The 23829-nt window shown below is 71.0% G+C and carries 24 protein-coding genes; 8 read left to right on the forward strand and 16 right to left on the reverse strand.

Annotated features, from left to right (window positions below; genetic code table 11):
• The first annotated feature begins 32 nt into the window (after nt 1-32).
• The gene (gene gabT, locus ACFYX0_RS34000; protein WP_388976204.1) at nt 33-1367 is read left to right on the forward strand and encodes a 4-aminobutyrate--2-oxoglutarate transaminase; all 1335 of its coding nucleotides are present in this window, start codon (nt 33-35) and stop codon (nt 1365-1367) included.
• A 520-nt stretch (nt 1368-1887) separates the two neighbouring features.
• Nucleotides 1888-2595: a phosphatase PAP2 family protein gene (locus tag ACFYX0_RS34005; RefSeq protein ID WP_388976205.1), complete on the forward strand. Its 708-nt coding sequence runs from the start codon at nt 1888-1890 to the stop codon at nt 2593-2595.
• A gap of 67 nt (nt 2596-2662) precedes the next feature.
• Here the strand turns inward: ACFYX0_RS34005 and ACFYX0_RS34010 are convergent, their stop codons facing one another.
• The 6 genes from ACFYX0_RS34010 to ACFYX0_RS34035 are packed head-to-tail and all read right to left on the reverse strand — an operon-like array spanning nt 2663 to nt 9862.
• Complete coding sequence (locus ACFYX0_RS34010) at nt 2663-4081, reverse strand: FAD-dependent oxidoreductase (RefSeq protein WP_355905140.1); 1419 nt, start codon at nt 4079-4081, stop codon at nt 2663-2665.
• Nucleotides 4082-4118: 37 nt separating this feature from the next.
• A complete protein-coding gene (locus tag ACFYX0_RS34015) occupies nt 4119-4919 on the reverse strand; it encodes an ABC transporter permease (protein ID WP_388976208.1) in 801 nt (266 codons plus the stop codon).
• On the reverse strand, nt 4920-5849 hold the full coding sequence (locus ACFYX0_RS34020; protein WP_311697251.1) for an ABC transporter permease: 930 nt from the start codon (nt 5847-5849) through the stop codon (nt 4920-4922).
• A complete protein-coding gene (locus ACFYX0_RS34025) occupies nt 5849-7012 on the reverse strand; it encodes an ABC transporter ATP-binding protein (RefSeq protein ID WP_355905134.1) in 1164 nt (387 codons plus the stop codon). Before ACFYX0_RS34025 ends, ACFYX0_RS34020 begins: the two co-directional genes overlap by 1 nt.
• Nucleotides 7009-8256, reverse strand: coding sequence for a PotD/PotF family extracellular solute-binding protein (locus tag ACFYX0_RS34030; protein ID WP_388976210.1), 1248 nt, complete (start codon nt 8254-8256; stop codon nt 7009-7011). The genes ACFYX0_RS34025 and ACFYX0_RS34030 overlap by 4 nt, the downstream gene beginning before the upstream one ends.
• A 52-nt stretch (nt 8257-8308) precedes the next feature.
• A complete protein-coding gene (locus ACFYX0_RS34035; RefSeq protein WP_355905128.1) occupies nt 8309-9862 on the reverse strand; it encodes a gamma-aminobutyraldehyde dehydrogenase in 1554 nt (517 codons plus the stop codon).
• Nucleotides 9863-10072: 210 nt separating this feature from the next.
• Between ACFYX0_RS34035 and ACFYX0_RS34040 the strand changes: the two genes are divergently transcribed.
• A complete protein-coding gene (locus ACFYX0_RS34040) occupies nt 10073-10636 on the forward strand; it encodes an NADAR family protein (RefSeq protein ID WP_388976213.1) in 564 nt (187 codons plus the stop codon).
• Between the two features lie 49 nt (nt 10637-10685).
• Here the strand turns inward: ACFYX0_RS34040 and ACFYX0_RS34045 are convergent, their stop codons facing one another.
• Together ACFYX0_RS34045 and ACFYX0_RS34050 are read right to left on the reverse strand one after the other, a co-directional pair.
• Complete coding sequence (locus ACFYX0_RS34045; protein ID WP_388976216.1) at nt 10686-11090, reverse strand: DUF4190 domain-containing protein; 405 nt, start codon at nt 11088-11090, stop codon at nt 10686-10688.
• Nucleotides 11091-11183: 93 nt separating this feature from the next.
• Nucleotides 11184-11918 carry a DUF4190 domain-containing protein gene (locus ACFYX0_RS34050; protein WP_388976296.1) on the reverse strand — a complete coding sequence of 245 codons (735 nt, stop codon included), beginning with the start codon at nt 11916-11918 and terminating at the stop codon, nt 11184-11186.
• Nucleotides 11919-12066: 148 nt separating this feature from the next.
• Between ACFYX0_RS34050 and ACFYX0_RS34055 the strand changes: the two genes are divergently transcribed.
• Entirely contained in the window at nt 12067-13179 is a 1113-nt protein-coding gene (locus tag ACFYX0_RS34055; protein WP_388976299.1) for an adenosine deaminase, read from the forward strand.
• Between the two features lie 21 nt (nt 13180-13200).
• On the forward strand, nt 13201-13884 hold the full coding sequence (locus ACFYX0_RS34060; RefSeq protein ID WP_388976218.1) for a glycerophosphodiester phosphodiesterase: 684 nt from the start codon (nt 13201-13203) through the stop codon (nt 13882-13884).
• Between the two features lie 41 nt (nt 13885-13925).
• Here the strand turns inward: ACFYX0_RS34060 and ACFYX0_RS34065 are convergent, their stop codons facing one another.
• The 6 genes from ACFYX0_RS34065 to ACFYX0_RS34090 all read right to left on the reverse strand — a co-directional run bounded on the left by ACFYX0_RS34065 (nt 13926) and on the right by ACFYX0_RS34090 (nt 17909).
• The gene (locus ACFYX0_RS34065; RefSeq protein ID WP_388976221.1) at nt 13926-14462 is read right to left on the reverse strand and encodes a hypothetical protein; all 537 of its coding nucleotides are present in this window, start codon (nt 14460-14462) and stop codon (nt 13926-13928) included.
• Nucleotides 14463-14548: 86 nt separating this feature from the next.
• On the reverse strand, nt 14549-15052 hold the full coding sequence (locus ACFYX0_RS34070) for a hypothetical protein (RefSeq protein ID WP_388976223.1): 504 nt from the start codon (nt 15050-15052) through the stop codon (nt 14549-14551).
• The gene (locus ACFYX0_RS34075) at nt 15036-15527 is read right to left on the reverse strand and encodes an RNA polymerase sigma factor (RefSeq protein ID WP_388976226.1); all 492 of its coding nucleotides are present in this window, start codon (nt 15525-15527) and stop codon (nt 15036-15038) included. Before ACFYX0_RS34075 ends, ACFYX0_RS34070 begins: the two co-directional genes overlap by 17 nt.
• A gap of 303 nt (nt 15528-15830) precedes the next feature.
• A complete protein-coding gene (locus tag ACFYX0_RS34080) occupies nt 15831-16433 on the reverse strand; it encodes a class F sortase (protein ID WP_388976228.1) in 603 nt (200 codons plus the stop codon).
• Nucleotides 16430-16846, reverse strand: a complete 417-nt coding sequence (locus tag ACFYX0_RS34085) for a sortase-dependent protein (RefSeq protein WP_388976231.1) — start codon at nt 16844-16846, stop codon at nt 16430-16432. The genes ACFYX0_RS34080 and ACFYX0_RS34085 overlap by 4 nt, the downstream gene beginning before the upstream one ends.
• Nucleotides 16847-17057: 211 nt before the next feature.
• Nucleotides 17058-17909, reverse strand: coding sequence for a LysR family transcriptional regulator (locus ACFYX0_RS34090; protein ID WP_388976234.1), 852 nt, complete (start codon nt 17907-17909; stop codon nt 17058-17060).
• A gap of 82 nt (nt 17910-17991) precedes the next feature.
• Between ACFYX0_RS34090 and ACFYX0_RS34095 the strand changes: the two genes are divergently transcribed.
• On the forward strand, nt 17992-18885 hold the full coding sequence (locus tag ACFYX0_RS34095; protein WP_388976237.1) for an MBL fold metallo-hydrolase: 894 nt from the start codon (nt 17992-17994) through the stop codon (nt 18883-18885).
• A gap of 154 nt (nt 18886-19039) precedes the next feature.
• Nucleotides 19040-19315: an SHOCT domain-containing protein gene (locus ACFYX0_RS34100; RefSeq protein ID WP_355905096.1), complete on the forward strand. Its 276-nt coding sequence runs from the start codon at nt 19040-19042 to the stop codon at nt 19313-19315.
• Nucleotides 19316-19436: 121 nt separating this feature from the next.
• Here ACFYX0_RS34100 and ACFYX0_RS34105 read toward each other — a convergent pair whose 3' ends face one another.
• Together ACFYX0_RS34105 and ACFYX0_RS34110 are read right to left on the reverse strand one after the other, a co-directional pair.
• A complete protein-coding gene (locus ACFYX0_RS34105; RefSeq protein ID WP_388976240.1) occupies nt 19437-21236 on the reverse strand; it encodes an alkaline phosphatase family protein in 1800 nt (599 codons plus the stop codon).
• A 213-nt stretch (nt 21237-21449) separates the two neighbouring features.
• Nucleotides 21450-22418, reverse strand: coding sequence for an AsnC family transcriptional regulator (locus ACFYX0_RS34110; RefSeq protein ID WP_388976242.1), 969 nt, complete (start codon nt 22416-22418; stop codon nt 21450-21452).
• A 134-nt stretch (nt 22419-22552) separates the two neighbouring features.
• Between ACFYX0_RS34110 and ACFYX0_RS34115 the strand changes: the two genes are divergently transcribed.
• Complete coding sequence (locus ACFYX0_RS34115; RefSeq protein ID WP_388976245.1) at nt 22553-23713, forward strand: carboxylesterase family protein; 1161 nt, start codon at nt 22553-22555, stop codon at nt 23711-23713.
• The last annotated feature ends 116 nt before the right edge of the window (nt 23714-23829 follow it).

The raw sequence follows: 23829 nt of genomic DNA on the forward strand, positions 1-23829 counted from the left end.
GGTTCGGTTCGCACGATCATCAGGGAGCCCCCATGAGCGCACTTCCGCAGGAGCGTCGCGTCGTCACCGCCATCCCCGGCCCGAAGTCGCAGGAACTGCAGGCCCGCCGTACCGCCGTGGTCGCTCAGGGCGTGGGCTCCACGCTGCCGGTCTTCACCAAGCGTGCGGGCGGCGGGATCATCGAGGACGTCGACGGCAACCGTCTGATCGACTTCGGCTCCGGTATCGCCGTGACCTCGGTCGGCGCCTCCGCCGAGGCCGTCGTCCGCCGCGCCTCCGCCCAGCTCGCGGACTTCACCCACACCTGTTTCATGGTCACGCCGTACGAGGGCTACGTGGCCGTCGCCGAGGCGCTGGCCGAGCTCACGCCGGGTGACCACCCCAAGAAGTCCGCGCTGTTCAACTCGGGCGCCGAGGCCGTCGAGAACGCCGTGAAGATCGCCCGCGCGTACACCAAGCGCCAGGCGGTCGTGGTCTTCGACCACGGCTACCACGGCCGGACGAACCTGACGATGGCGCTCACCGCCAAGAACATGCCGTACAAGCACGGCTTCGGCCCGTTCGCGCCCGAGGTCTACCGTATGCCGCTGGCGTACGCCTACCGCTGGCCGACCGGTCCGGAGAACTGCGGTCCCGAGGCCGCCGCCCAGGCCATCGACCAGATCACCAAGCAGGTCGGCCCCGACAACGTGGCCGCGATCATCATCGAGCCGGTGCTCGGCGAGGGCGGCTTCATCGAGCCGGCGAAGGGCTTCCTGCCCGCGCTGCGCCAGTTCGCCACCGACAACGGCATCGTCTTCGTCGCCGACGAGATCCAGTCCGGCTTCTGCCGCACCGGCCAGTGGTTCGCGTGCGAGGACGAGGGCATCGTCCCGGACCTGATCACCACCGCCAAGGGCATCGCCGGCGGTCTGCCGCTGGCCGCCGTGACCGGCCGCGCCGAGATCATGGACGCCGCGCACGCGGGCGGCCTGGGCGGCACCTACGGCGGCAACCCGGTCGCCTGCGCGGGTGCGCTCGGCGCGATCGAGACGATGAAGGAGTTCGATCTCAACGCCAAGGCGAAGGAGATCGAGGAGACCATGAAGGCCCGCCTGACGGCGATGGCCGAGAAGTTCGACGTGATCGGCGACATCCGCGGCCGTGGCGCGATGATCGCGATCGAGCTGGTCAAGGACCGCACCACCAAGGAGCCGAACGCGGAGGCGACCGCCGCGCTGGCCAAGGCCTGCCACCAGGAGGGCCTGCTGGTCCTGACCTGTGGCACCTACGGCAACGTGCTCCGCTTCCTGCCCCCGCTGGTGATCGGCCAGGACCTGCTGAACGAGGGCCTCGACATCATCGAGCAGGCGTTCGCCCGCATCTGAGCAGGCGGTCCGAGCAGGCCGTCCGAGCAGGCCGGACGCCTCCGCCGGGCGCGGTGAGACCGCGTCCCGGACACCGGCCGGACACCTCATGCGCCCCCTCCGCCCCGGCCCCGTTCCTCCGTCAGGATTCCGGGGCCGGGGCCGCGGCGGTCAGAGCGTGTGAAGAAGGTGTGGGAGGTGGATGGCAAGACGCGATTCCGGCTGTCGCAGCGGTTTTTCCTGCCGTAGGTTTCTCGGCAGATGAGAGATACACCCGTCCACAGGGGACTGTGGACGGCACCGGGCCGGGGCCTCCCCAGCTTCGACCTGGTCGTGCCCTCGCGCACACACCCGGAACCTCCAGTTCCGGATCTCCTCACCGATCGGACGGCCGCACGCCCCACACCCCCCGGGGCGGGCGGCACCCCCGATCCGGACGGCCGCCTCGGAACTCCCCCCCTGTTCCGGGGCGGCCGACCTGCTTTCTGCGCGGCGAACCCCGGATGCGTCCACCGCGAGCCGTCCCTGCGAAGCTGTCCCGGTGCCGCCCTCCCCAGCGCAGGACCCCAGCCCCACGCCTCCCCCGCCCCATGACCGGCCGTCCGGTCCGGTGGGGTGGCCGGCCGTCGTCCTGGCCGCCGCCGGGCTGCTCTTTCTCCTGATCACCTGGCAGGTCGTCGCCCATGGGCCGCTCGCACGGGCGGACCAGCGGATCGACCGGGACGTCGTCCGTCCAGACCGGGTGTCGGGGCTGCTCGCGGACCTGGGGAACATCACGGTCGCCGTCCCCGTCCTGGTCATCGCCCTCTGCTGGGCGGCCTGGCGCGCCCGGCGGGCGGGGGCGTACCGCTGGTGGCTGCCGCCCGTCGCGGCGGCGGGGCTGACGGCGGGCCTGCCCGCGCTGATCGTGCCGCTGAAGGACCTGATCGCCCGGCCGGGCCCACCCGTCATGGGCGCGGCGACGGGCTTCTATCCCTCGGGGCACACCGCCACGGCGGCGGTCGCCTACGGCGCGGCGGCGCTGGTGCTGTGGCCGTGGCTGACCGCCGCGTACACCCGTCGCGGACTTCTCGCCCTCTGCGCGGCCCTCAATCTGGCCGTCGCTTTCGGCCTGGTCCGCCACGGCTACCACTGGCCCCTCGACGTGGTGGGCAGTTGGAGTCTGTGCGCGGTGCTGCTGTGCGCGCTGCGGCTCGCCCTCGGCCCTCTGCTCGGCCGAGACGGCCGTCCTCGGTCCGGGGCGGCGTAGCCCGGCCCGGACCGAGCAACCGGTGGTCCAGACCTCCGGCGGGCGCGGCACGCCCGCCGGAGACGGGTCAGCTGTCGAAGCCGAGCCCCAGACGGTCCATCGTCTTCAGCCAGAGGTTGCGCCGCCCGCCGTGCGCGTCGGCCCGGGCCAGCGACCACTTGGTGAGCGCGATGCCCGTCCAGGCCAAGGGCTCGGGCGGGAAGGGCAGCGGCTTCTTGCGGACCATCGCCAGCTCGGTGCGTTCCGTGCGCTCCCCCGCCAGCAGGTCCAGCATCACGTCCGCGCCGAAGCGGGTGGCACCGACGCCGAGCCCGGTGAACCCGGCCGCGTACGCCACCTTCCCCTGGTGGGCCGTCCCGAAGAACGCCGAGAAACGCGAGCAGGTGTCGATCGCGCCACCCCACGCGTGGGTGAAGCGGACGCCCTCCAGCTGCGGGAAGCAGGTGAAGAAGTGCCCCGCGAGCTTGGCGTACGTCTCCGGGCGGTCGTCGTACTCGGCGCGCACCCGCTTGCCGTACGGGTAGATGGCGTCGTAGCCGCCCCACAGGATGCGGTTGTCGGCCGAGAGCCGGAAGTAGTGGAACTGGTTGGCCGAGTCCCCGAGCCCCTGGCGGTTCCTCCAGCCGATCGACGCCAGCTGCTCGTCGGTGAGCGGCTCGGTCATCAGCGCGTAGTCGTAGACCGGGATGGTGTACGAGCGCACGCGCCGCACCAGGCTCGGGAAGATGTTGGTGCCGAGCGCGACCCGGCGCGCACGGACCTGGCCGTACGGGGTGCGTACGGCCATGCCGGCACCGTACGGCCGCAGGGTGAGCGCGGGCGTGTGCTCGTAGATCCGGACGCCCAGGCGCAGGCAGGCGCGCTTGAGGCCCCAGGCGAGCTTGGCCGGATGGACCATGGCCACGCCCCGGCGGTCGTACAGCCCGGCGAGGAAGGTCGGGGAGTCGACCTGCTGCCGTACCGCGTCCGCGTCCAGGAACTCGGTGCCCCCGGCGAGGCCCTTGCGCTGCATCTCGTCGTACCAGTCCCGCAGTTCCCACGCCTGGTACGTCTCGGTCGCCACGTCGATCTCGCCGGTGCGCTCGAAGTCGCAGTCGAGATCGTGGCGGGCGACGGCCTTCTCGATCTCGTCGAGGTTGCGGGCGCCGAGCTCCTCCAGCTTGTGGATGTCGTCCGGCCAGCGGGCCAGACCATTGGCGAGTCCATGCGTGAGGGAGGCGGCGCAGAAGCCGCCGTTGCGGCCCGAGGCGGCCCAGCCCGCCTCGCGGCCCTCCACCAGCACCACATCCCGCTGCGGGTCGCGCTCCTTCGCGATGAGCGCGGTCCACAGTCCGCTGTAGCCGCCGCCGACGACCAGCAGGTCGCAGGTCTCGGTGCCGGTGAGGGCGGGCTCGGGGTGGGGCTTGCCGGGGTCTTCCAGCCAGTACGGGACCGGCTGTGCTTCGGAAAGTGACTTGGTCCAACGGGTCATGGCGCTTGGGGCCATGATTTCAACTCCCTACCGGTGCATCACACGGGGCGGTTTACGCCTTCTGGCGATTTCGGCGATTGCCGATGACCATGGAGGCGAGGACGAACAGTACGGCGACGATGAACATCGTCGTACCGATGACATTGATCTGAACGGGCGTTCCGCGCTGCGCCGATCCCCAGACGAACATGGGGAAGGTGACGGTCGAACCCGCGTTGAAATTGGTGATGATGAAATCGTCGAAGGAGAGCGCGAAGGCGAGCAGCGCGCCCGCGGCGATTCCGGGGGCCGCGATGGGCAGGGTGACGCGCAGGAAGGTCTGCACGGGCCCGGCGTAGAGATCCTGGGCCGCCTGCTCCAGGCGCGGGTCCATCGACATCACGCGCGCCTTGACCGCGGTGACGACGAAGCTGAGACAGAACATGATGTGCGCGATGAGGATCGTCCAGAAGCCGAGCTGCGCACCCATGTTGAGGAAGAGGGTGAGCAGCGAGGCCGCCATGACGACCTCGGGCATCGCCATCGGCAGGAAGATCAGCGAGTTCACGACGCCGCGGGCGCGGAAGCGGTAGCGCACCAGCGCGAAGGCGATCATCGTGCCGAGGACGGTGGCGCCGAGCGTCGCCCACACCGCGATCTGGAGGCTGACCGACAGCGAGCCGCACATGTCGGCGACCCCGCACGGGTTCTTCCAGGCGTCCAGGGAGAACTGCTGCCACTCGTAGTTGAAGCGCCCCTTCGGTTTGTTGAAGGAGAAAACCGTGACGATGACGTTCGGCAGCAGGAGATATCCGAGCGTCAGCAGTCCCGCGAGAACGACGAGATTGCGCTTGAGCCAGTGTACGAAGGCCATTTAGACCAGATCCTCCGTCCCGGACCTGCGAATGTAGACCGTGACCATGATGAGGATCGCGGCCATGAGGATGAAGGAGAGCGCCGCGGCCGTCGGATAGTCGAGAATGCGCAGGAACTGCGTCTGGATGACGTTTCCGACCATGCGGGTGTCCGTGGAGCCGAGCAGATCGGCGTTGACGTAGTCACCGGCTGCCGGGATGAAGGTCAGCAGCGTGCCGGAGACCACACCCGGCATCGACAGCGGGAAGGTGACCTTCCGGAAGGTCGTGATGGGCTTGGCGTACAGGTCGCCCGCCGCCTCGTGGAGGCGTCCGTCGATGCGCTCCAGCGAGGTGTAGAGCGGCAGGATCATGAACGGCAGGAAGTTGTACGTCAGACCGCACACCACCGCGAGCGGTGTGGCGAGGACGCGGTCGCCGGCGGTCCAGCCGAGCCAGTTGGTGACGTCCAGGACGTGCAGTGTGCCGAGGGCGCCGACGACCGGGCCGTTGTCCGCGAGGATCGTCTTCCAGGCCAGGGTGCGGATCAGGAAGCTGGTGAAGAACGGGGCGATCACCAGGACCATGATCAGGTTACGCCAGCGGCCCGCGCGGAAGGCGATGAGGTACGCGAGCGGATAGCCGAGCAGCAGACACAGCACGGTCGCGGCGGCCGCGTAGAGGACCGAGCGGACGAACTGCGGCCAGTACTGGCTCAACGCGTCCCAGTAGGTCGCGAAGTGCCAGGTGACCTTGTAGCCCTGCTCCAGGGAGCCCGTCTGCACGGACGTGGACGCCTGGTAGACCATCGGCAGCGCGAAGAAGACGACCAGCCAGAGGAGGCCGGGCAGCAGCAGCCAGTACGGCGTGAGACGGCCCCGTTTGCGTGGGGGCTTGGTCTCGGAGGTGGTGGGCGCGAGGGGTGGGGGCGCCTCGGTGACGGTGGTCATCAGGCGGCCTCCTCCGCGACGGTCTCCACGCCGGCGTCGATGTCCTGCGCCGCGTCCAGGCCGAAGGTGTGCGCGGGGTTCCAGTGCAGGACGACCTCGGCCCCGGGCACCAGGCGGGGGTCGCGGTCGATGTTCTGGGCGTAGACCTCGAACTCGGGGCAGACCGGGCTGTCGATCACGTACTGCGTCGAGACTCCGATGAAGCTGGAGTCGGCGATCCTGCCCGTGATGCGGTTGCGGCCGTCGGGTATCTCCCCCGCGTCGTCGGCATGGGTGAGGGAGATCTTCTCCGGGCGCACGCCGACCAGCACCTTGCCGCCGGTCCTCGTCGGCGCCGAACACCGGGCCTCGGGCAGCGCGAGCTTGCCGCCGCCCGCCTTGAGGATGATCTCGTCGCCGCTCTTGCCGTCCACCTCGGCCTCGATCAGGTTCGAGGTGCCGAGGAAGTTGGCGACGAACGTGGTCTGCGGGTTCTCGTAGAGGTCGGTGGGCGAGCCGAGCTGTTCGACGCGGCCCGCGTTCATCACGGCGACCGTGTCGGCCATGGTCATGGCCTCCTCCTGGTCGTGCGTGACATGGATGAAGGTGATGCCGACCTCGGTCTGGATGCGCTTGAGCTCCAGCTGCATCTGGCGGCGCAGTTTCAGGTCCAGGGCGCCGAGGGGCTCGTCGAGGAGGAGCACCTTGGGGTGGTTGATGAGCGCCCGGGCCACGGCCACGCGCTGCTGCTGGCCACCGGAGAGCTGGTGCGGCTTCTTGCGCGCCTGCTCACCGAGCTGCACCAGGTCGAGCATGTCCTCGACCTGCTTCTTCACCGACTTGATGCCACGCCGGCGCAGACCGAAGGCGACGTTCTCGAAGATGTCGAGGTGCGGGAAGAGGGCGTAGGACTGGAAGACCGTGTTCACCGGCCGCTTGTACGGCGGCAGATGCGTCACTTCCTGGTCGCCGAGGCGCACGGTGCCCCCGGTGGGCTCCTCCAGGCCGGCGATCATTCGCAAGGTGGTGGTCTTGCCGCAGCCGGAGGCGCCGAGCAGGGCGAAGAAGGAGCCCTGCGGCACGGTCAGGTCCAGCGGGTGCACGGCTGTGAAGGAGCCGTAGGTCTTGCTGATCCCGGAGAGGCGGACGTCGCCGCTGTTGTCTGGTGTCGTCATGGTCGTCACGCCCCTGTGAGCTTCGAGAACTTCTGCTGGTAGGCCGTCTCTTCCTTCTGCGTCAGCGCGCGGAAGGCATGGGACTTCGCCTGCATGGCCTTGTCGGGAAGGATCAGCGGGTTGCTCGCCGCCGCCTTGTCGATCCTCGCAAGATAGGGCTGCACTCCCGCGACGGGGCTCACGTAGTTGACGTACGCGGCGAGCTCGGCGGCCGGCTCGGGCTGGTAGAAGAAGTCGATGAGCCGCTCGGCGTTCGTCTTGTGACGGGCCTTGTTGGGGATCAGCATGTTGTCGGTCGACGTCATGTAGCCGCTGTCGGGGATGACGTAGCCGACGTCGGGGTTGTCCGCCTGGAGCTGGACGATGTCGCCGCCCCACGCCACGCACGCGGCGAAGTCGCCCTTGGTGAGGTCCGAGGTGTAGTCGTTGCCGGTGAAGCGGCGGATCTGGCCCTTGTCGACGGCCTTCTGGAGGCGGTCGATCACCGCGTCGTAGTCGTCGTCGGTGAACTTGGCCGGGTCCTTGCCCATGTCGAGCATGGTCATGCCGATGCTGTCGCGCATCTCGGTGAGGAAGCCGACACGGCCCTTGAGCTTGGGGTTGTCGAGCAGGTCGGAGATCGACTTCACCTCGACGCCGTCGAGCGCCTTCTTGTTGTAGGCGATGACGGTCGAGATGCCCTGCCACGGATAGGAGAACGCGCGTCCTGGATCCCAGTCGGGGGCGCGGAACTGGTCCGACAGGTTGGCGAAGGCATGCGGCAGATTGGACGGGTCCAGTTTCTGCACGTACCCGAGCCGGATCATCCGGGCGGCCAGCCAGTCGGTGAGGACGATCAGGTCGCGGCCGGTGTCGTGACCGGCGGCGAGTTCCGGCTGGATCTTGCCGAAGAACTCGTCGTTGTCGTTGATGTCCTCGGTGTACTTGACCTGGATGCCGGTCTGCCGGGCGAACGAGTCGAGCGTGGGATGCCGCTTGGTCTTGTCGTCCACGTCGATGTACTCGGGCCAGTTGGAGAAGTTGACGACCTTCTCCTTGGCCGAGTGGTCCTCGGCGGACATGCCGCCCGGATTCTTGTCGGCCGCGGGGATCCCGCAGGCGCTCAGCGCCCCGAGTCCGCCGACCGCGAGCGCGCCGCCCGCGGTGGCGCGCAGCAGCGAACGGCGGGGGAAGGGGGCCCTGCCGTTGCGGAAGCTGCGCCGCATGGCGGCTGCTCGGGCCAAGGACGGGCGGTCGGGCTCGTACTGCTCCATGCGCGTGGTGCCCTTTCGGGAAAGTGGGCCGTGGTGGGCGGCCGGGTACGGTCTATCGGTCCCCGAAGATCGTGCGGTGCCAGTCCTTGCGGGCCACCGCCGTGTTGTCGAACATTACGTGCTTGATCTGCGTGTACTCCTCGAACGAATACGTGGACATGTCCTTGCCGAAGCCGGACGCACGGTATCCGCCGTGAGGCATCTCGCTGATGATCGGGATGTGGTCGTTGACCCAGACGCAGCCCGCCTTGATCTCGCGGGTGGCGCGGTTCGCCCGGTAGACGTCCCGGCTCCAGGCGGAGGCGGCGAGGCCGTAGGGGGTGTCGTTGGCGAGCCGGATGCCGTCGTCGTCCGAGTCGAAGGGCAGGACAACCAGGACCGGGCCGAAGATCTCGGACTGGACGACCTCGCTGTCCTGCGCGGCGCCGGCGATCAGGGTGGGCCGGAAGTAGGCGCCCTTGGCGAGGTCGCCCCCCGGTGCCTCGCCGCCGGTGACCACGCGCGCGTAGGAGCGCGCCCGGTCCACGAAGGCGGCCACCCGGTCCCGCTGGACGTGGGAGATCAGCGGGCCGAGGTCGGTGCCCGGCGCGAAGGGGTCGCCGAGCCGGACGCTCTCCATGAGGGCGGCCGTCCGGGAGACGAACTCCTCGTAGAGGGGCCGTTGCACATATGCGCGCGTGGCGGCCGTGCAGTCCTGCCCGGTGTTGATGAGCGCGCCCGCGACGGCGCCGTGCGCGGCGGCCTCCAGGTCGGCGTCGTCGAAGACGACGAAGGGGGCCTTGCCGCCCAGTTCCAGATGCAGCCGCTTGACGGTGGCGGTGGCGATCTCGGCCACCCGCTTGCCGACGGCGGTCGAGCCGGTGAACGAGGTCATCGCGACGTCCGGGTGGCCGACCAGACGCTCGCCGGCCTCCTTCCCGGTCCCGGTGACGATGTTGATGACACCGTCCGGGATGCCCGCCTCGGTGGCGGCCCGGGCGAACAGCAGCGAGGTCAGCGGGGTCAGCTCGGCGGGCTTCAGCACGATGGTGTTGCCCGCGGCGATCGCCGGAAGGATCTTCCAGGCGGCCATCTGGAGGGGGTAGTTCCAGGGCGCGATGGAGCCGACGACACCGATGGCCTCGCGGCGGACGTAGGAGGTGTGGTCGCCGGAGTACTCACCGGCCGACTGCCCCTGGAGATGGCGGGCGGCACCGGCGAAGAAGGCCGTGTTGTCGATCGTGCCCGGGACGTCGAACTCCCGGGTCAGCTTCAGGGGCTTGCCGCACTGGAGGGACTCGAAGCGGGCGAGGTCCTCGGCATGGTCGGCGAGGACGGCGGCGAAGCGGTGCAGCGCGTCGGAGCGCTCGCCCGGGGTCGCGCCGGCCCACTCGGGGAAGGCGGCGCGGGCGGCGGCCACGGCGCGGTCGACGTCCTCGGCGCCGGCCAGCTCGTAGGTGTACACCTCGTCGCCCGTGGAGGGGTCGACCACCGCGTGCGTACGGCCCGACGTGCCCCTGGCCGGCCGGCCCGCGATGTACTGCGCGCCGTCCGCGAAGCGTGTCCCTATGTCGTCCCGCGCCCTTCGGCGGGCGTCGGCGCCGTCGGCGTTGCCCGGGTTGTGCATAGCGCTCTCCTCCGCCGCCGGCCCGCTTTCACACGGGGGCTGGCGTAGCTCCGGCTCGATTTGAGTGCCGATCCTGACAGAGCGAGTGGACTCCAACAAGTGATTCCGTTGTTGCCTTTTGGTTACGCGACGGAATCTGTCGACCAGGTGTCGAGTGCCGGAGAAAAAGGAAGGACGGAGTGTCAGTGGTGCCTGCCAGACTCCGATGGCATGGAGAAGATCGATTCTCGGGAATCCCTGGTCAGGGCCGTCCACGCGGGAGCGAGGATCAGGTATCTGCATTTCTGGGGCCACCAGGCGCGCGCGGACGGACGGATCGGGACGAGCTGCCTGAGTCAGTGGTGGCCGTCGCCGTTCACCGTGGACGGTGTGGAGTACGCGACGGCCGAGCACTGGATGATGGCGTCGAAGGCGCGCCTCTTCAACGACGCGGACGCGGAGCGCATGGCCCTCGACGCGCCGAACCCGGCGCTCGCCAAGCGGGCGGGCCGGCTGGTGCGCGGCTTCGACGAGACGATATGGGCACGGGAGCGGTTCGCGATCGTGGTCGAGGGCAACGTCCACAAGTTCGCGGCGCACGAGGAACTGCGGGCCTTTCTGCTGGGCACGGGCGACCGGGTGCTGGTCGAGGCGAGCCCCGTGGACCGGGTGTGGGGCATCGGGCTCGCCGCCGGCGACGAGGCCGCGGCGGATCCGGAGCGCTGGCGGGGACCGAATCTGCTGGGGTTCGCGCTGATGGAGGCGCGGGAGCGGCTGCGGGCACGAACGGTATGAGAAAGGGGCCGCCCCGCCGGGACGGCCCCTTCGACGCCTCAGGTGCCGTTCAGAACGTGTTGGCCGAGCCCACGAAGGTCGCGAAGGCCACCAGGCCCAGCAGCGGCAGCACCACGGTCGCCACGATTCCGCAGACCAGCCCGGCGGTCGCCGCGCCCTTGTTGGTGGCCTCGCCGCGCTTGGCCTTCCCCCGGCCGACCGCGCCGAAGACGATGGCGAGGATGCCGAGGACGACCCCGAAGAACCACAGGAAGAAGGTCAGGCTGCAGACCAGGCCGATGATGCCCAGGACCAGCCCCGTGGTGCCCATGCTGTTGTTCGGCTGGGCGGGCGTGGCGTAGCCGGGCGCGACCGGAGGCGCGGCCGGGTAGGACGGTCCGGACTGCGGGTACCCGTGGCCGGGCACCGGCTGCGGCGGTCCGAATCCGCCGCCCCCCTGACTGGCATTCGACATGACCTTCTCCCCTCCGTCGATGCTCGACGCATCGTAATGGCCCTGGTAGCCGCGCTGATCCCCGGCGGCGGAGGGGAGCCGGGACCGGCCGGGTCAGTCGTGGAACAGCGCGGGCGCCGAGACGCTGAGGGCGTTCCCGACGTAGGGGTCGTCGGAGGACGGGGCATGGTTGATCGCCATCGTGATCCCGATGACCATCAGCACGATCACGGCCACCCCGAGGACGATCCCGACGATGCCGAGGATGAAGCCCGCGAGGGCCTGACCGCGGTTGTCGGCCTCCCCGGCCTCCACCCGCTTGCGGCCCTTGATCCCGAAGATCACCGCGAGGATGCCGAGGATCAAGGAGACCACGCCGTACATGCAGAACAGGCACACCGCGAGGATGCCCAGCACCATGGCGGCGACCCCGAGCCCGTTGCGCGGCGGCGCGGGCATCCCGGGCCAGCCGTAGCCGGCGTAGCCAGGGGGCGCGGGGTAGCCGTAGCCGGCCGGGGTGGCGTACGCGGACGCGCCGGGGTCCGCGGGCGCGATCGGCGGCGGTGGCACCGGGAAGCCCCCGTCGACCGGACCCGGGGCGGCGCCCGCCGGTCCGGGTCCGCCGCCCGGCATGCCGGAGCCGAGCGGTGCGAAGCCGGGCGTCGGCGGCATCGCCCCGCCCATCGTCCGGTGGTCGTGGAAGGAGGGCAGGGTCCCGCCCACCGGGGGCTCACCGGGCAGCGGCGGCGCGGCGGGAGGCTTGTCCATCGACACCTTCCGCTCCGGCGGTGCCCACGGATCGTCCGCACCCCCTGCGGCGTCCTGTCCCCCACGTATGTCCTCGGCCACGACCAGCCCCCTCATCCTTAGGACCGTCATGCTAAGGCCCGGCCCCCGCCGCCGCTGAGGCCGCCCCCCGCCCGGCCGCGACCGGGCGGCCCCTGTCCCAGGTGCCGGACCGTATGCCTAGGATCGTCCCCGAGTCATCGATCAGCCGATCACCCGCGTCCCGCCCTCACCAGGCGCCGGGGCGCCGTTCCGGGGAGGAACCTTGACCGACCACCGCGACACCGGTGCCGTGCGCGACCTGCACGCCTTCATCGCCGGACTGCCCAAGGCCGAACTGCACGTGCACCACGTCGGCTCCGCCTCCCCCCGTATCGTCGCGGAGCTGGCCGCGCGCCACCCCGACTCCAAGGTGCCCACCGACCCCGAGGCCCTGGCCGACTACTTCACCTTCACGGACTTCGCCCACTTCATCGAGGTGTACCTGTCCGTCGTCGACCTCATCCGGACCCCCGAGGACGTGCGTCTGCTGACGTACGAGATCGCCCGTGACATGGCCCGGCAGCAGGTCCGCTACGCCGAGCTGACCATCACCCCCTTCTCCTCCACCCGGCGCGGTATCGACGAGCGCGCGTTCATGGACGCGATCGAGGACGCCCGCAAGGCGGCCGAGGCCGAGTTCGGGACCGTGCTGCGCTGGTGCTTCGACATCCCGGGCGAGGCGGGTCTGGAGTCCGCGGAGGAGACGACCCGGCTCGCCACCGACGACCGGCTGCGTCCCGAGGGACTCATCTCGTTCGGGCTCGGCGGACCCGAGATCGGTGTCCCCCGGCCGCAGTTCAAGCCGTACTTCGACCAGGCCATCGCGGCCGGTCTGAGGTCCGTGCCGCACGCGGGCGAGACCACCGGCCCGCAGACGGTCTGGGACGCCCTGGTCGAGCTGCGCGCCGAGCGCATCGGGCACGGCACCAGCTCCGCCCAGGACCCCAAGCTGCTCGCGCACCTCGCCGAGCACCGCATCGCGCTGGAGGTCTGCCCGACCTCCAACATCGCCACACGCGCCGTCCGCACCCTCGACGAGCACCCCCTGAGGGAGTTCGTGCAGACCGGTGTCCTCGTGACGATCAACTCGGACGACCCGCCGATGTTCGGCACGGACCTCAACAACGAGTACGCGGTCGCCGCACGGCTGCTGGCCCTCGACGAGCGGGGACTCGCCGGGCTGGCCAAGAACGCGGTGGAGGCGTCCTTCCTCGACGACACCGGCAAGAAGAAGCTGGCGGCCGAGATCGACACCTACACCTCGGCCTGGCTCGCACCCTGACCCCACCGCCACAATGAGCTCATGCGCACCGTGACTGCCGTGGCCCATCGCGGCGACCCCTACCGCCACCGCGAGAACACGATCGGCTCGCTGCGTTCCGCGCTCCGACGGGGCGCGGACGCGGTCGAGATCGATGTCCGGCTCACCCGGGACGGCGTTCCCGTCCTGCTGCACGACGCGACGCTGAAGCGGCTGTGGGAGCGGGACCGGCAGCTCACCGCGCTCTCCTGCGCCGAGGTGCAGGGGCTCACGGCGGGCGGGGTGCCGACGCTGGCGGAGGCGCTGGCCGCCACCGAGGGAAGCCGGGTGATGATCGACCTGCCCGGCGGGCCCTCGGCCCGGGCCGTGCGCCGGATCGTGGACGTGGTCCGGGAGTGCGGCGCCCAGGACCGGGTGTACTACTGCGCGGGGGCGCAGACCATGCTGGCGGTCCGGGCCGCCGACGCCGCGGCGGAGATCGCCCTTACCTGGACGACCCTCGCCCCGCCGCGGCCCGCCGTGCTGGACGCGGTGCGTCCGCGCTGGCTCAACTACCGCTTCCCCCTGGTGAGCCCGGAGCTGGCGGACCGGGTGCACCGGGGCGGGCATCTGCTGTCCGTGTGGACCCCCGACACCCGCCGCTCGATGCGGCGCCTTCTCGGTCTGGGCGTGGACTCGATCACGACCAACCGCCTCGACGCCCTGCACGCGGTGCGCGGCCGCTGAGGCCCTTGGGGGCCTGGGCAGTTCACCGCGCCCCACGTTGTTCACTCCCCGGCGGCCACGGCGCGAGGGGTCACCGGGGCCGGTGCCGTCAGCCCCTCCAGCCGCTTGATCTTCCTGCGCACCACGTAGAGCGGGAGCACGCCGAAGACCCCGAACGACATGTCGATCACGGACCACCAGACAGGGATCCCGCGGATCGGTCCGCAGATCAGGGCGAGCGGGACGATGCCGGCACAGGCGATCATCCCGAACTCGACGACCCAGATGTTGCGGACCGGATCGCGGTACGGCCCGTAGAAGGCGACCGCGATCACGAGGTGGGCGAACGCCAGCCAGTCCGTGCCGTACAGCACGAAGGGGTAGCGGGAGTCGGTGGCGTCGATCCCCTGCCGTGCCCGCTCGATCCAGTCCATGAGGCCGGGAAGATGCCGTGGCACCGACAGGGACCTCAGCAGGTCCTCGGTCCAGTGCAGTTCGTGCACCAGGGGGAAGGCCGTGGCCCCGCTGAGCACGAGGCAGACGACGAAGAAGACCAGCCAGGCGCGAATGCCCTTCACTAGGGCGGCTCTGTCGCTCATGGCAGGAGCGTACTCGTGAGTTGAACACGTTCAAAAGTGGGGTGGCGGTCAGCCGCCCAGGGCGGCACGGGGAGGCCGGAGCCGGGCTATCGCCGGGTGCCGCGCCCGGGTTCGGGGGCGAGGGAGGTCGCGCTCGCCGACGGCTCGACCCGCACCGGCGTCGGTGTCGCCGACGGCCTGCGGGTGGGGACCGCCACCCTGCTCGGGGTGACGGACGCGTCGGACCGGCGCGTCCTGGTGGGCTCGGAAGTCGCGGACCCGGGCGGCCTCGCCTGCGAGGGGGACGCCGACGGGGTGGGCGGCAGCGTACGGCCGTGGGCGGGCGGCGGCGCGAGCGGGACCACGGGGGACGCCGGTGACTGAGGTGTCGTCAACTGGACGCCGAGCCCGATGAGGACGGCGACGGCGCAGGTCACTCCGGCTCCGGCCGCGGCGCGCAGCACCCGGCGGCGGGCCGCGGCCCGGCGGATCGCCTCGTAGCGGCCGGGGGGCGGGCCGAGACGCTCGGAGGCGGGCCGGAGGATCACCGCGAGGGGGTCGTCGGGTCCGAACTCCGGGCCGTCGGATCCGTCGTCAAAGCGTGTGGTCAAGGCTTCTCCTCAGATGGACGCGGAGCAGTTCTCGGGCCGCGTGGAGATCGGCCTTGACGGTTCCTTCCTTGCGCCCGGTCAGCACGGACACCTCCCGGATCGGCATGTCAGCGTAGTAGTGCAGCAGGATGGGGACACGCAGTCGTTCCGGCAGCGACTGCACGAGCAGACGGACCGACGGATCAGCCTGCTCGGGGTGGGGGCGCACGGCGACCTCCGAGGTGACCCGGCGCACGGCTCTGCGCTCGCGCTCCAGCTTGCGCCAGTGGTCCCGGACGAGGTTGGCCGCGGTGACGTAGAGGAAGCCGCGGGGCTCCTCCACGGACGTCCAGCGGGCCCAGAGCCGGGTGAACGCCTCCGAGGCGATCTCGTGCGCCGTCTCGTCGTCGTCGACGAGACGGCGGCACCAGCCGGCAAGACGCGGGTAGAGGGCGGCGAACAGCTCGGACGCCGCCCTCTCACGGAACCGTTTCAACGCTCTCCAGGGTCGTCAGGGCACTCAGGGGAAAGGACTCCGGGCCGACGGCGTACGTTCCGCCGGTCCGGGATCCATGACCTCGGGTCAGGGGCGGGAGCTTCGGCCAGTGCTGTGGCCGGGAAGGTTTGCCGGACAGCTCGCGGCGTCCGGTGCTGGGGGTGCCCCCACGCCTTTCAGGCAGTGGGGGAGCATCGCAAAGGCGGAGCATCGCCCGAGTACTGGATGTACTCGGGCGATGCGACAACGCGGCGAGGTGCCGTGCCGGGCGTCGCGAGCCGGTGAACCTTTCCGGTCGCAGCACTAGCTGCTCAGCGTGGCGAAGACGATCACGTTGTCGAGGTATCCGTCGCCGGTACGGGGGCCGCCGCAGGTGATGAGCCGCAACTCCGGGCGGTCCACGTTCCCGTAGACGTCGTCGACGGGGAAGTCCGCCTTGGCGACCGTGCGGACCGCGCCGACGGTGAACACCGCCGTCTTGCCGTTCTCCAGACGCGTCTCGATCCGGTCGCCCCGGTGCAGCCCCGCGAGATGACGGAAGACCCCGTCCCCATAGGCGCCGACCGTGACATGGCCGAGGATGACCGACGGGCCGACCTGGCCCGGCATCGGCGAGTGCTGGTACCAGCCCGCACGGTCGTGTGCCGTGACCGGTGGCACCTGCACCGTGCCGTCCGGCGCCAGCCCCAGCCGGATGACCGGGGTGTCGACCCCGATGGCCGGGATCCGCAGCCGTACCGGCACCGAACGCGCCAGGGTCTGCGCCGTCTTGACGGAGGCCGGCGAAGGGGGCGGTGCGCTGCCGGAGCCGGGGTCCGCGGTCCGGTGGGCTGCGGGGCCGCCGCAGCCCACGAGCAGGGCGGCCAGCATCCCGGCGGCGAGGGCGCGCCTGGAGAAGGGGCTCATGCCCCGGTCGCCCGCCGGCGACGTACGACGAAGACCGCCGCGCCACCCGCGGCCAGCACCGCGGCGGCACCCCCGCCGATGAGCCCGCCCTCGGTCCCGGAGTCCGAGGACGAGGCCGTCACTCCGGTGTCGGGCGCGCCCTTCGGCACGACGGAGACCTGGCCCCGGGACGACCCCCGGACGGGCGCGGCGCTCGGGACCGCGGAGACCTCGGTGGTCGGCACGGCACTCGGAGTCGCGGAGCCCCGGGTCGGCGCGGGGGTGGGCGTGGCGCTGCGCGTCGGGGCGACGGTGGCGGTGGGACGGACCGTGGGGACCGGGCTGGGCTTCGCCCCGTGGGCGGACGCGGGCACGGTGCCCGCCAGCACGGCGGTGCAGGCGAGTGCCATGCCGTAGAAGACGGTTCGGCGCATTGAATCGCTCTCTTTCGTCGGCCCGGCCGTTCCCGGCGGGCTGGCGTACGGATCGAGCGGAGAGACGAGGCAGCCGGGAACCGCGTTGTAAAGAGAAGGCAAAGCCACGGGAGGCCGTTCGCCCGGTGGGATGCCCGGCACCGGGTTCGGTCGCGCACACGGCCGCCGCGACCCGGGCTCAGTCACGGTAGGCGGCGGTCGCGATCCGGGCTCAGTCACGGTAGGCGGCGGTCGCGATCCGGACGAACGAACGGATCAGGGGGTTCGTGTCGCCCTCCTTCGCCGCGACCACCACCCGGCTCGGCGCCATGTCGGTCAGCGGTACCACGGCCAGTTCCCCGGGCAGGTCGTGTCCGAGCGGGGTCATGCCGACCGTGCCGTTCCAGAGCACGGCCTGTAGGCACTCCTGGACGGCGCGCACCACCGGACCCTCGCGCGGCTCGCCGCCGTTCCAGTACGACCGCCAGAGCGGGTCGGTGCCGTCCGGGAACTGGAACCAGCGCCGCCCGGCCAGGTCCGCCAGCCGAAGGTGGTCGCGGCGGGCCAGCGGGTCGTCGGCGCGGAGCACCGCGCCCACCGGGTCGGCGCGCAGCTCGTGCACCGTCAGACCGGTCTCGTCGAACGGTGCGCGGGTCAGGGCGATGTCGACCAGTCCGGCGCGCAGCCCACAGGTCGGATCGGTCAGATCGGTCTCACGGATCCTGACCTCCACGCCCGGGTGCTGCCGGCGGTACGCGGCGGCCAGCCGGGCGGCGCCCGGATCGGTGCTGTCGCCCAGGAGGCCGACGGTGAGGGTCGGGGCGCCGGCCGCCGCGGCCACGCGCACGCGTATCCGGTCGGCCTGGTCGAGCAGGGCGCGCGCCTCGCTCAGCAGTGCCGCCCCGGCGGGGGTGAGGGTGACGCCCGCGGCGGAGCGGTGCAGCAGCGTGGCGCCGAGGCCGGTCTCCAGCTGCTTGATCGCCCGGCTCAGCGGAGGCTGGCTCATGTGCAGCCGGGCGGCGGCCCGGCCGAAGTGGAGTTCCTCTGCGACGGCCACGAAATAGCGCAGCGTGCGTAGCTCCATGACCGGCGACGATACCCGTACGGTATCGACGCCACCCAGCCGGTCTTGGACGGCCGACGCACCGAGCCGTTGGAATCGTGGCATGACGGACGAACAGATTCCCGACCCCGCCGTGCGGATCGCCGGTGCCCAGGAGATCGCCCCCGACCTGCTGGTGATCCCGAACCAGCGGGTCCAGCTGGTGCCCAACATCGGGATCATCGGTGGTACGCAGGCCGTACTCGTCGTCGAGACGGGCATCGGCGTCGCCAACGCCGAGCAGGTCCTCGCCCTCGCCTCCGAGGTGGCCGCGGGCCGCCGGTTGTACCTGACCACGACACACTTCCACCCCGAGCACGCCTTCGGCGCCCAGGTGTTCGCGGATCGGGCCACGTATCTGGTCAACCACGCCCAGGCGGACGACCTGAAGACGAAGGGACCGGGCTATCTGGAGATGTTCCGGGGCTTCGGCGGCGCGATCGCCGACCGCCTCGACGGCGTCCGGGTGCCCACCCCGGACAAGGTCTACGACGGCGGGTACGACCTGGACCTCGGCGGCCGCACCGTACGGCTGCGGCCCACCGGCCAGGGGCACACGCGGGGCGACCAGGTGGTCGAGGTGCCCGACGCCGGCGTGCTGTTCACCGGGGATCTGGCGGAGACCGGCCAGTTCGCGATCTTCCCGTGGTTCCCGCCCTACGACACGGATGTCTCCGGAGTGGGCTGGCTGGCGGTGCTGGACCGGCTGGCCGCCGCCGGGCCGCGGGTGGTCGTGCCCGGCCATGGCGACCTCGGCGGGCCGCAGGTGCTCGCCGACGTCCGTGACTATCTGCGCGAACTGCGCGACGAGACCTGGCGGCGGCGCGACTCCGCGATGGGCGAGGACGCGCTCGTGGCCGAGCTGCGGGCGCTGCTGATCGAGCGGCATCCGGAGTGGGCCGGCCGGGAGTGGATCGAGCGGGGCGTGGGGTGCTTGTGCGCCGAGCACGGGGGATGACCTCTGCGCGGCCCGCCGTGCCTGTACGACAGCGGCCCGGTGCCGTTCGGCACCCCGCGAAAGACCAGGCTCCCCCCTCCCCACCGGCCTCGCCGCGTTCCATCCTGGAGGAAGGGGAGATCAGCGGTCGTTCTGCCGGAGGAAGGTGCTCGCCATGATGTGGTACGGCGGCTGGGGCGGTTGGTTCTTCATGGCCGTGATCACGGTGGCCTTCTGGGCGCTGCTCATCGTTGGGATCCTCGCCCTCGTCCACTACTCCCACCGCACCCGCCCCGGTCAGCGGCCCGACGCGCCCTCGTCCGGTACCGGTGGGTTCGGATGGGGCACCGATCGACGGGCCGAGGATCTGCTGGCAGAGCGATTCGCCCGCGGGGAGATCGACGAGGACGAGTACAGACGCCGCCTGTCGGTACTGCGGGAGCACCGGTGAAGGGTGAGTTCCTCGGCTCTTCGTCCTGGTGCGGGTAGGGACCCGCGCGCCCGGCCGCCGCTGTCCCGCCGGGCGGCGACATCGGCTGGGGGGCGCGCGGGCCCGTACCGCTACGGGGCGATCAGCCGACGGACAGGGAGAACGGCCCGGCCAGCACCGTGTAGCCGTCGTTGGCGAGGTAGTACACGTCGTACGTGCCCGCCCCGTTGAGCTTGCCCGTGGAGAAGGTCAGCGCGCCACTTGCGTTGGGGGCGTAGGACCAGGTCAGCGAGGACTGCCGGCCCGGGGTCACCCCCGCCGGGTAGATGCCGATCCAGTTCTTCGCACTCACCTGCGCGGCGGACGGCACCGCGTACCGGAAGGTGACGTTGCCACCGCTCGCGACCGCGTTCAGGGTGCCCGTGAGCGTCGGTCGCGTGGCGGTGGACGGTGCGAAGGCGGTGTTCAGCGGTGTCGCGTAGGTGTCATTGGCGGTCAGGCCGGGCAGGCCGAGGGCCGCCTCGACGGTACGGCCGATGCCGTAGTGGTCGTAGTGTTCCGGGCTGCTGGTCCCGGCCGGGACGGTGCCCTGCGAGCCGACGGCCACGGTGGCCAGGTGGTTGTACGCCTCGCTGTTGCTCTCGTCCCAGGTCAGCAGGAGCAGCGAGCGCTGCTGGGTCCAGGCGGGAGAGGCCAGCACCGGGGCGAGGGTCTGCTTCAGCCAGCCGTCCTGCGTCTTCAGGCTGGTGGCGCTGCCGTTGCCGGAGGCCTCGCCGTCGTAGTAGTCGTCAGCGGCGATCCAGGAGAAGTTCGGGGTGGTCGCGGCCGACTTCAGGTCGGTGGTCAGCTGCGAGGTGTCGAACAGGTGCGCGGCGCAGCGGGACGCGTTGCCGCTGATGTCGGTGTAGTTGATGAACGGCGCGTCGTCGGGCTCGTAGTAACGGTCGTAGGCGGTGCTGGTGTTGCAGGGCGTGCCCATGCCCTGCTCATAGGCCTTCCAGCTCTTGCCGGCCGCCTCCAGGGTGTCGCCCAGGTTGCGCTGGGGGGAGTTGATGTCGGGCCAGTAGGTGGCGCCCTTGGCGTAGGTGTCGCCGCCCGCGATGGCGAGGTAGTTCTCGTCGCTGGGGTGGTAGACGCCGTGCGCGTCGGTCAGCGTCGCGCCCTGGTCCATCAGGCTGTGGATGTAGGGCGTGTCCGCCGGATCGTTCATGATCTGGGAGTAGTCGGTGTTCTCCATCATGACCACGAAGACGTGGTCGTAGCCGGGCACCTTCGACACGGGCGGAGCGACCGGGGCTGGCGCCGCGACCGGGGTGTTCAGGGTGAGCGAGAGGTTGTCCAGGTAGCCGGTCTCGTTGGAGGTCGACAGGAACTGCACCTCGACCTGGATGGACCGGGTCCCGGCGGGGACCGCGCCGGTGGCGCTGCGCGAGAGGAACTTGGTGGCCAGGCCACGGTCGCTCGCGGAGACGGTCGGCAGCGTGGCGGTCGCGCCGAGCGGCCGGCCGTTCGCGTCGTGGAAGTGCAGACCGACCGCGACATAGCCGCTGTAGACGGTCCAGCCGCCGAGCCAGCCGGAGAGGTTGTAGTTCACTCCCCCACCGTCGATCGCCGAGGCTGCCGAGGCGACGTCCACGGTCTGCGTCATCGCGCCGTCGCCGAAGTTGCCGGGCCCGAAGAAGGCCTTGCCGGGTACCTTGCCGTCGCTCGGCAGCCCGAAGGACCCGACGGTGGAGCACATGACGTCCGGGCCACCGGCCTCGGTGGTCCAGCCGGGCACGGTCGTGGCCGCGCCCCAGTCGCCGGTGCAGTAGCCACCGGACTCCGCGTCCCCGTTGACGATCAGATTGCCGCTGCTCCCCGCCGCCTGGGCGGGAGCGGCGACGAGCAGTGCGCCGAGGAGGGCGAGCAGCCCGCCGAGGGCTCTCCATCGCTGTCGCATGTGTGTACCTCGTCCCGTAGATGAGGGTGCCGTAAGGGTGGTGCCGGCACTTCGGTCTGACCTGGCGTCACGAACGGGACATGGGTATCGGCCGCCCCTGTCGACCGGAAGAACCGCAACCAAACTTGTTCAGACAAGTTGGCGCAGGACGTGGGCAGCCGGGGTATGGGGGTACGGCGGCGAGGGCGTTGCCGCAGACCGGATGCGGTCGGCTCATAGGCTGCCCGGGCGGACCAGGCCGGTCCTTTTCACCCCGGTCAGGGTGGGGGCGATCTCGAGGGTGGAGATGTGCGGGAGGGCGCCGACGGTGTCGTTCAGGAGGTGGTAGAGCGCGTCGAGGTCGGCCGCCGCGACGGCCACGAGGAGGTTGGCCGGGCCCGTGGTGGCCGAGGTGAAGCGGACCTGCGGGTGGCGGCTGAGCTGCCGGCCCGTCTCCTCCAGTCCCCCGGGTGCGACGGCGATCCACAGCAGTGCCTCGGCGCGGATGCCCAGCCGGGCGAGATCGACCTCGGTCGCCAGCCTGATGACCTGGCCGCCCACCAGCGCCTCCACCCGGCGGCGGGCGGTGAGGGCGGTGGTGTCGGCGCGGCGCGCGAGGTCGGTGTAGGAGGCTCGTCCGTCCTCGGTCAGCGCGGTGATCAGCTGGTCGTCGAGGGGCAGGAGGGCGGGGCGGGTGGGCGCCTCGGACAAATCCGGGCGGAGACCGCTCAGTTCGGCTTCCGACAGCAGGCCTCCGCTCCAGTCGAAGGCGGCCGGGAAGACCCGTAGGAGCACATGAGAGGTCCACGACCGGACCGCGGGGGTGGCGGGAAGGTCGCGCAGCAGCAGCGTGTTGCGTGCGTCCGGCCCGTCCAGGAACAGGATGGTGCAGATCTCGTCCCCGCCGCCGAGCACGTCCACCCAGAGCGCGTCGGGGCGGCGGGCCAGGGTGGCGGCGACGGCGCTGATCCGGTTGGGCCGGCACCGGATGCGCAGGGCCAGCGGGATCAGATCGGGGAAGTGCACGGGGTTGCGTACGGCGGTGGCGCGCAGCGTTCCGTCGTGGAACAGCGGTGCCGCGCGACGCACCACGGTGCGCTCCGAGACGCCCAGCACGCGACCGACCGTACGCCACGAGGCGCGCGGGGCGGCCAGCATCGCGGCGGCGATCCGGCTGTCCGTTTCAGTCAGTCGATGGCGCACTTTCTCCACATCACAAGATCTATGTCCTTTATTCACGCTTCAGGTCATCCTTTCTGGCTCGGACCGCACCGCCCGGACTAGAGCCGGACGCAACGCAAGCGAGACGAGAAGTCGAGACGAGAGAGGTGGGCACGATGACGTGTGTCGAGGGCCGGATCGTGGACACGGACCGTGGCAGGGTCAGGGGCGTCGCGGAGGGCGAGGCGGTCTCCTTCCGGGGTATCCCCTACGCCGCTTCGCCGGTCGGCGAGCTGCGTTTCGCGCCGCCGCAGCCGCACCCGGGATGGCTGGGCGTGCGGGAGGCGGTGCGGTCCGGGCCGGCGGTCACGCAGGCGGCCTCCCGGCTGGAGCAGGTGATGGGGCGGCGCGTCCCGGACTGGAACGAGGACGGCAGCCTGACCGTCAACGTCTTCGCTCCGGCGAGGGCATTCGAGGACGGGGCGCCCCGCCCGGTCCTGGTCTGGTGGCACGGGGGAGGCTTCACCAGCGGCTCCGGCGGATGGGACTGGTACGACGGCGGCCGGCTGGCCGCGCTGGGCGACATCGTGGTGGTGACCGACGAACTGTTCCGCGACGGCGCGCTGGAGATGGCCGACCACCACGCGGCCGGCGGCAACGCGACGTACGTCTACCGGTTCGACCACCGGCCGGCCGAGGACGAACACGCCCTGGGCGCCACCCACTGCGGCGAACTTCCCTTCCCCTTCAACACGTTCGACGCCTACCCCGACAGCCCGATGCTGGGCAGGCCCGGAGATGCCCAGCGCGCCCCGGGGCACAGCTTCGCGAGCGCGGTCGCCGCGTTCGTCGCGACCGGATCGCCGACAGACTGGCTGCCTTACGCGCCCACGACGGCCGACGCATCCGGCACTTCGCCTGAGCCGGGGAGGGACGAACGGGTGCCGGCTCAACTCCTGTGCAGTGGCGCCGGTTCGCAACGGCCCTCAAGGACAGTGCCCTTCGGGGCGCTGCCCGAAGAGACAATTCCACACCGTCGTGCCCCCTCATACGCTCCATGGCGTCAACACGGACGACTCGTGCGACGGGGGGATTCCCGCGTGATCATCCGGACCGCGATACGAAGGACCACGACACTCGCTCTGATCAGCTCCGTCCTCCTCGGCAGCCTCGCCGGAACCGGCGTCGCCGCCCCGGCCTCCGCGTCCGCCTCTGTCCCGCAGTGCAAGGGCGAGTTCAGGACAGCGCCCCTCACACCGGGTAGCGGCGCTGGCCTGCGTGGGGCTGCCGGTCACACGGCGAACGCCCGCGGAAGCTCCTCGGCCGTCGCCGCGTAGCGGCACGAGCACCGCACGTCGTCGCACAACGTGTTGTGGACGAGTACGGACAGCACCGCCGCCTGAAGACGTGTCTCCTGGCCGACAGAAGGCGCGCCCGGGCCCGCCGGACGCCC

The sequence above is a fragment of the Streptomyces sp. NPDC002573 genome (genome assembly GCF_042889625.1).
Lineage (GTDB): Bacteria > Actinomycetota > Actinomycetes > Streptomycetales > Streptomycetaceae > Streptomyces > Streptomyces gibsoniae.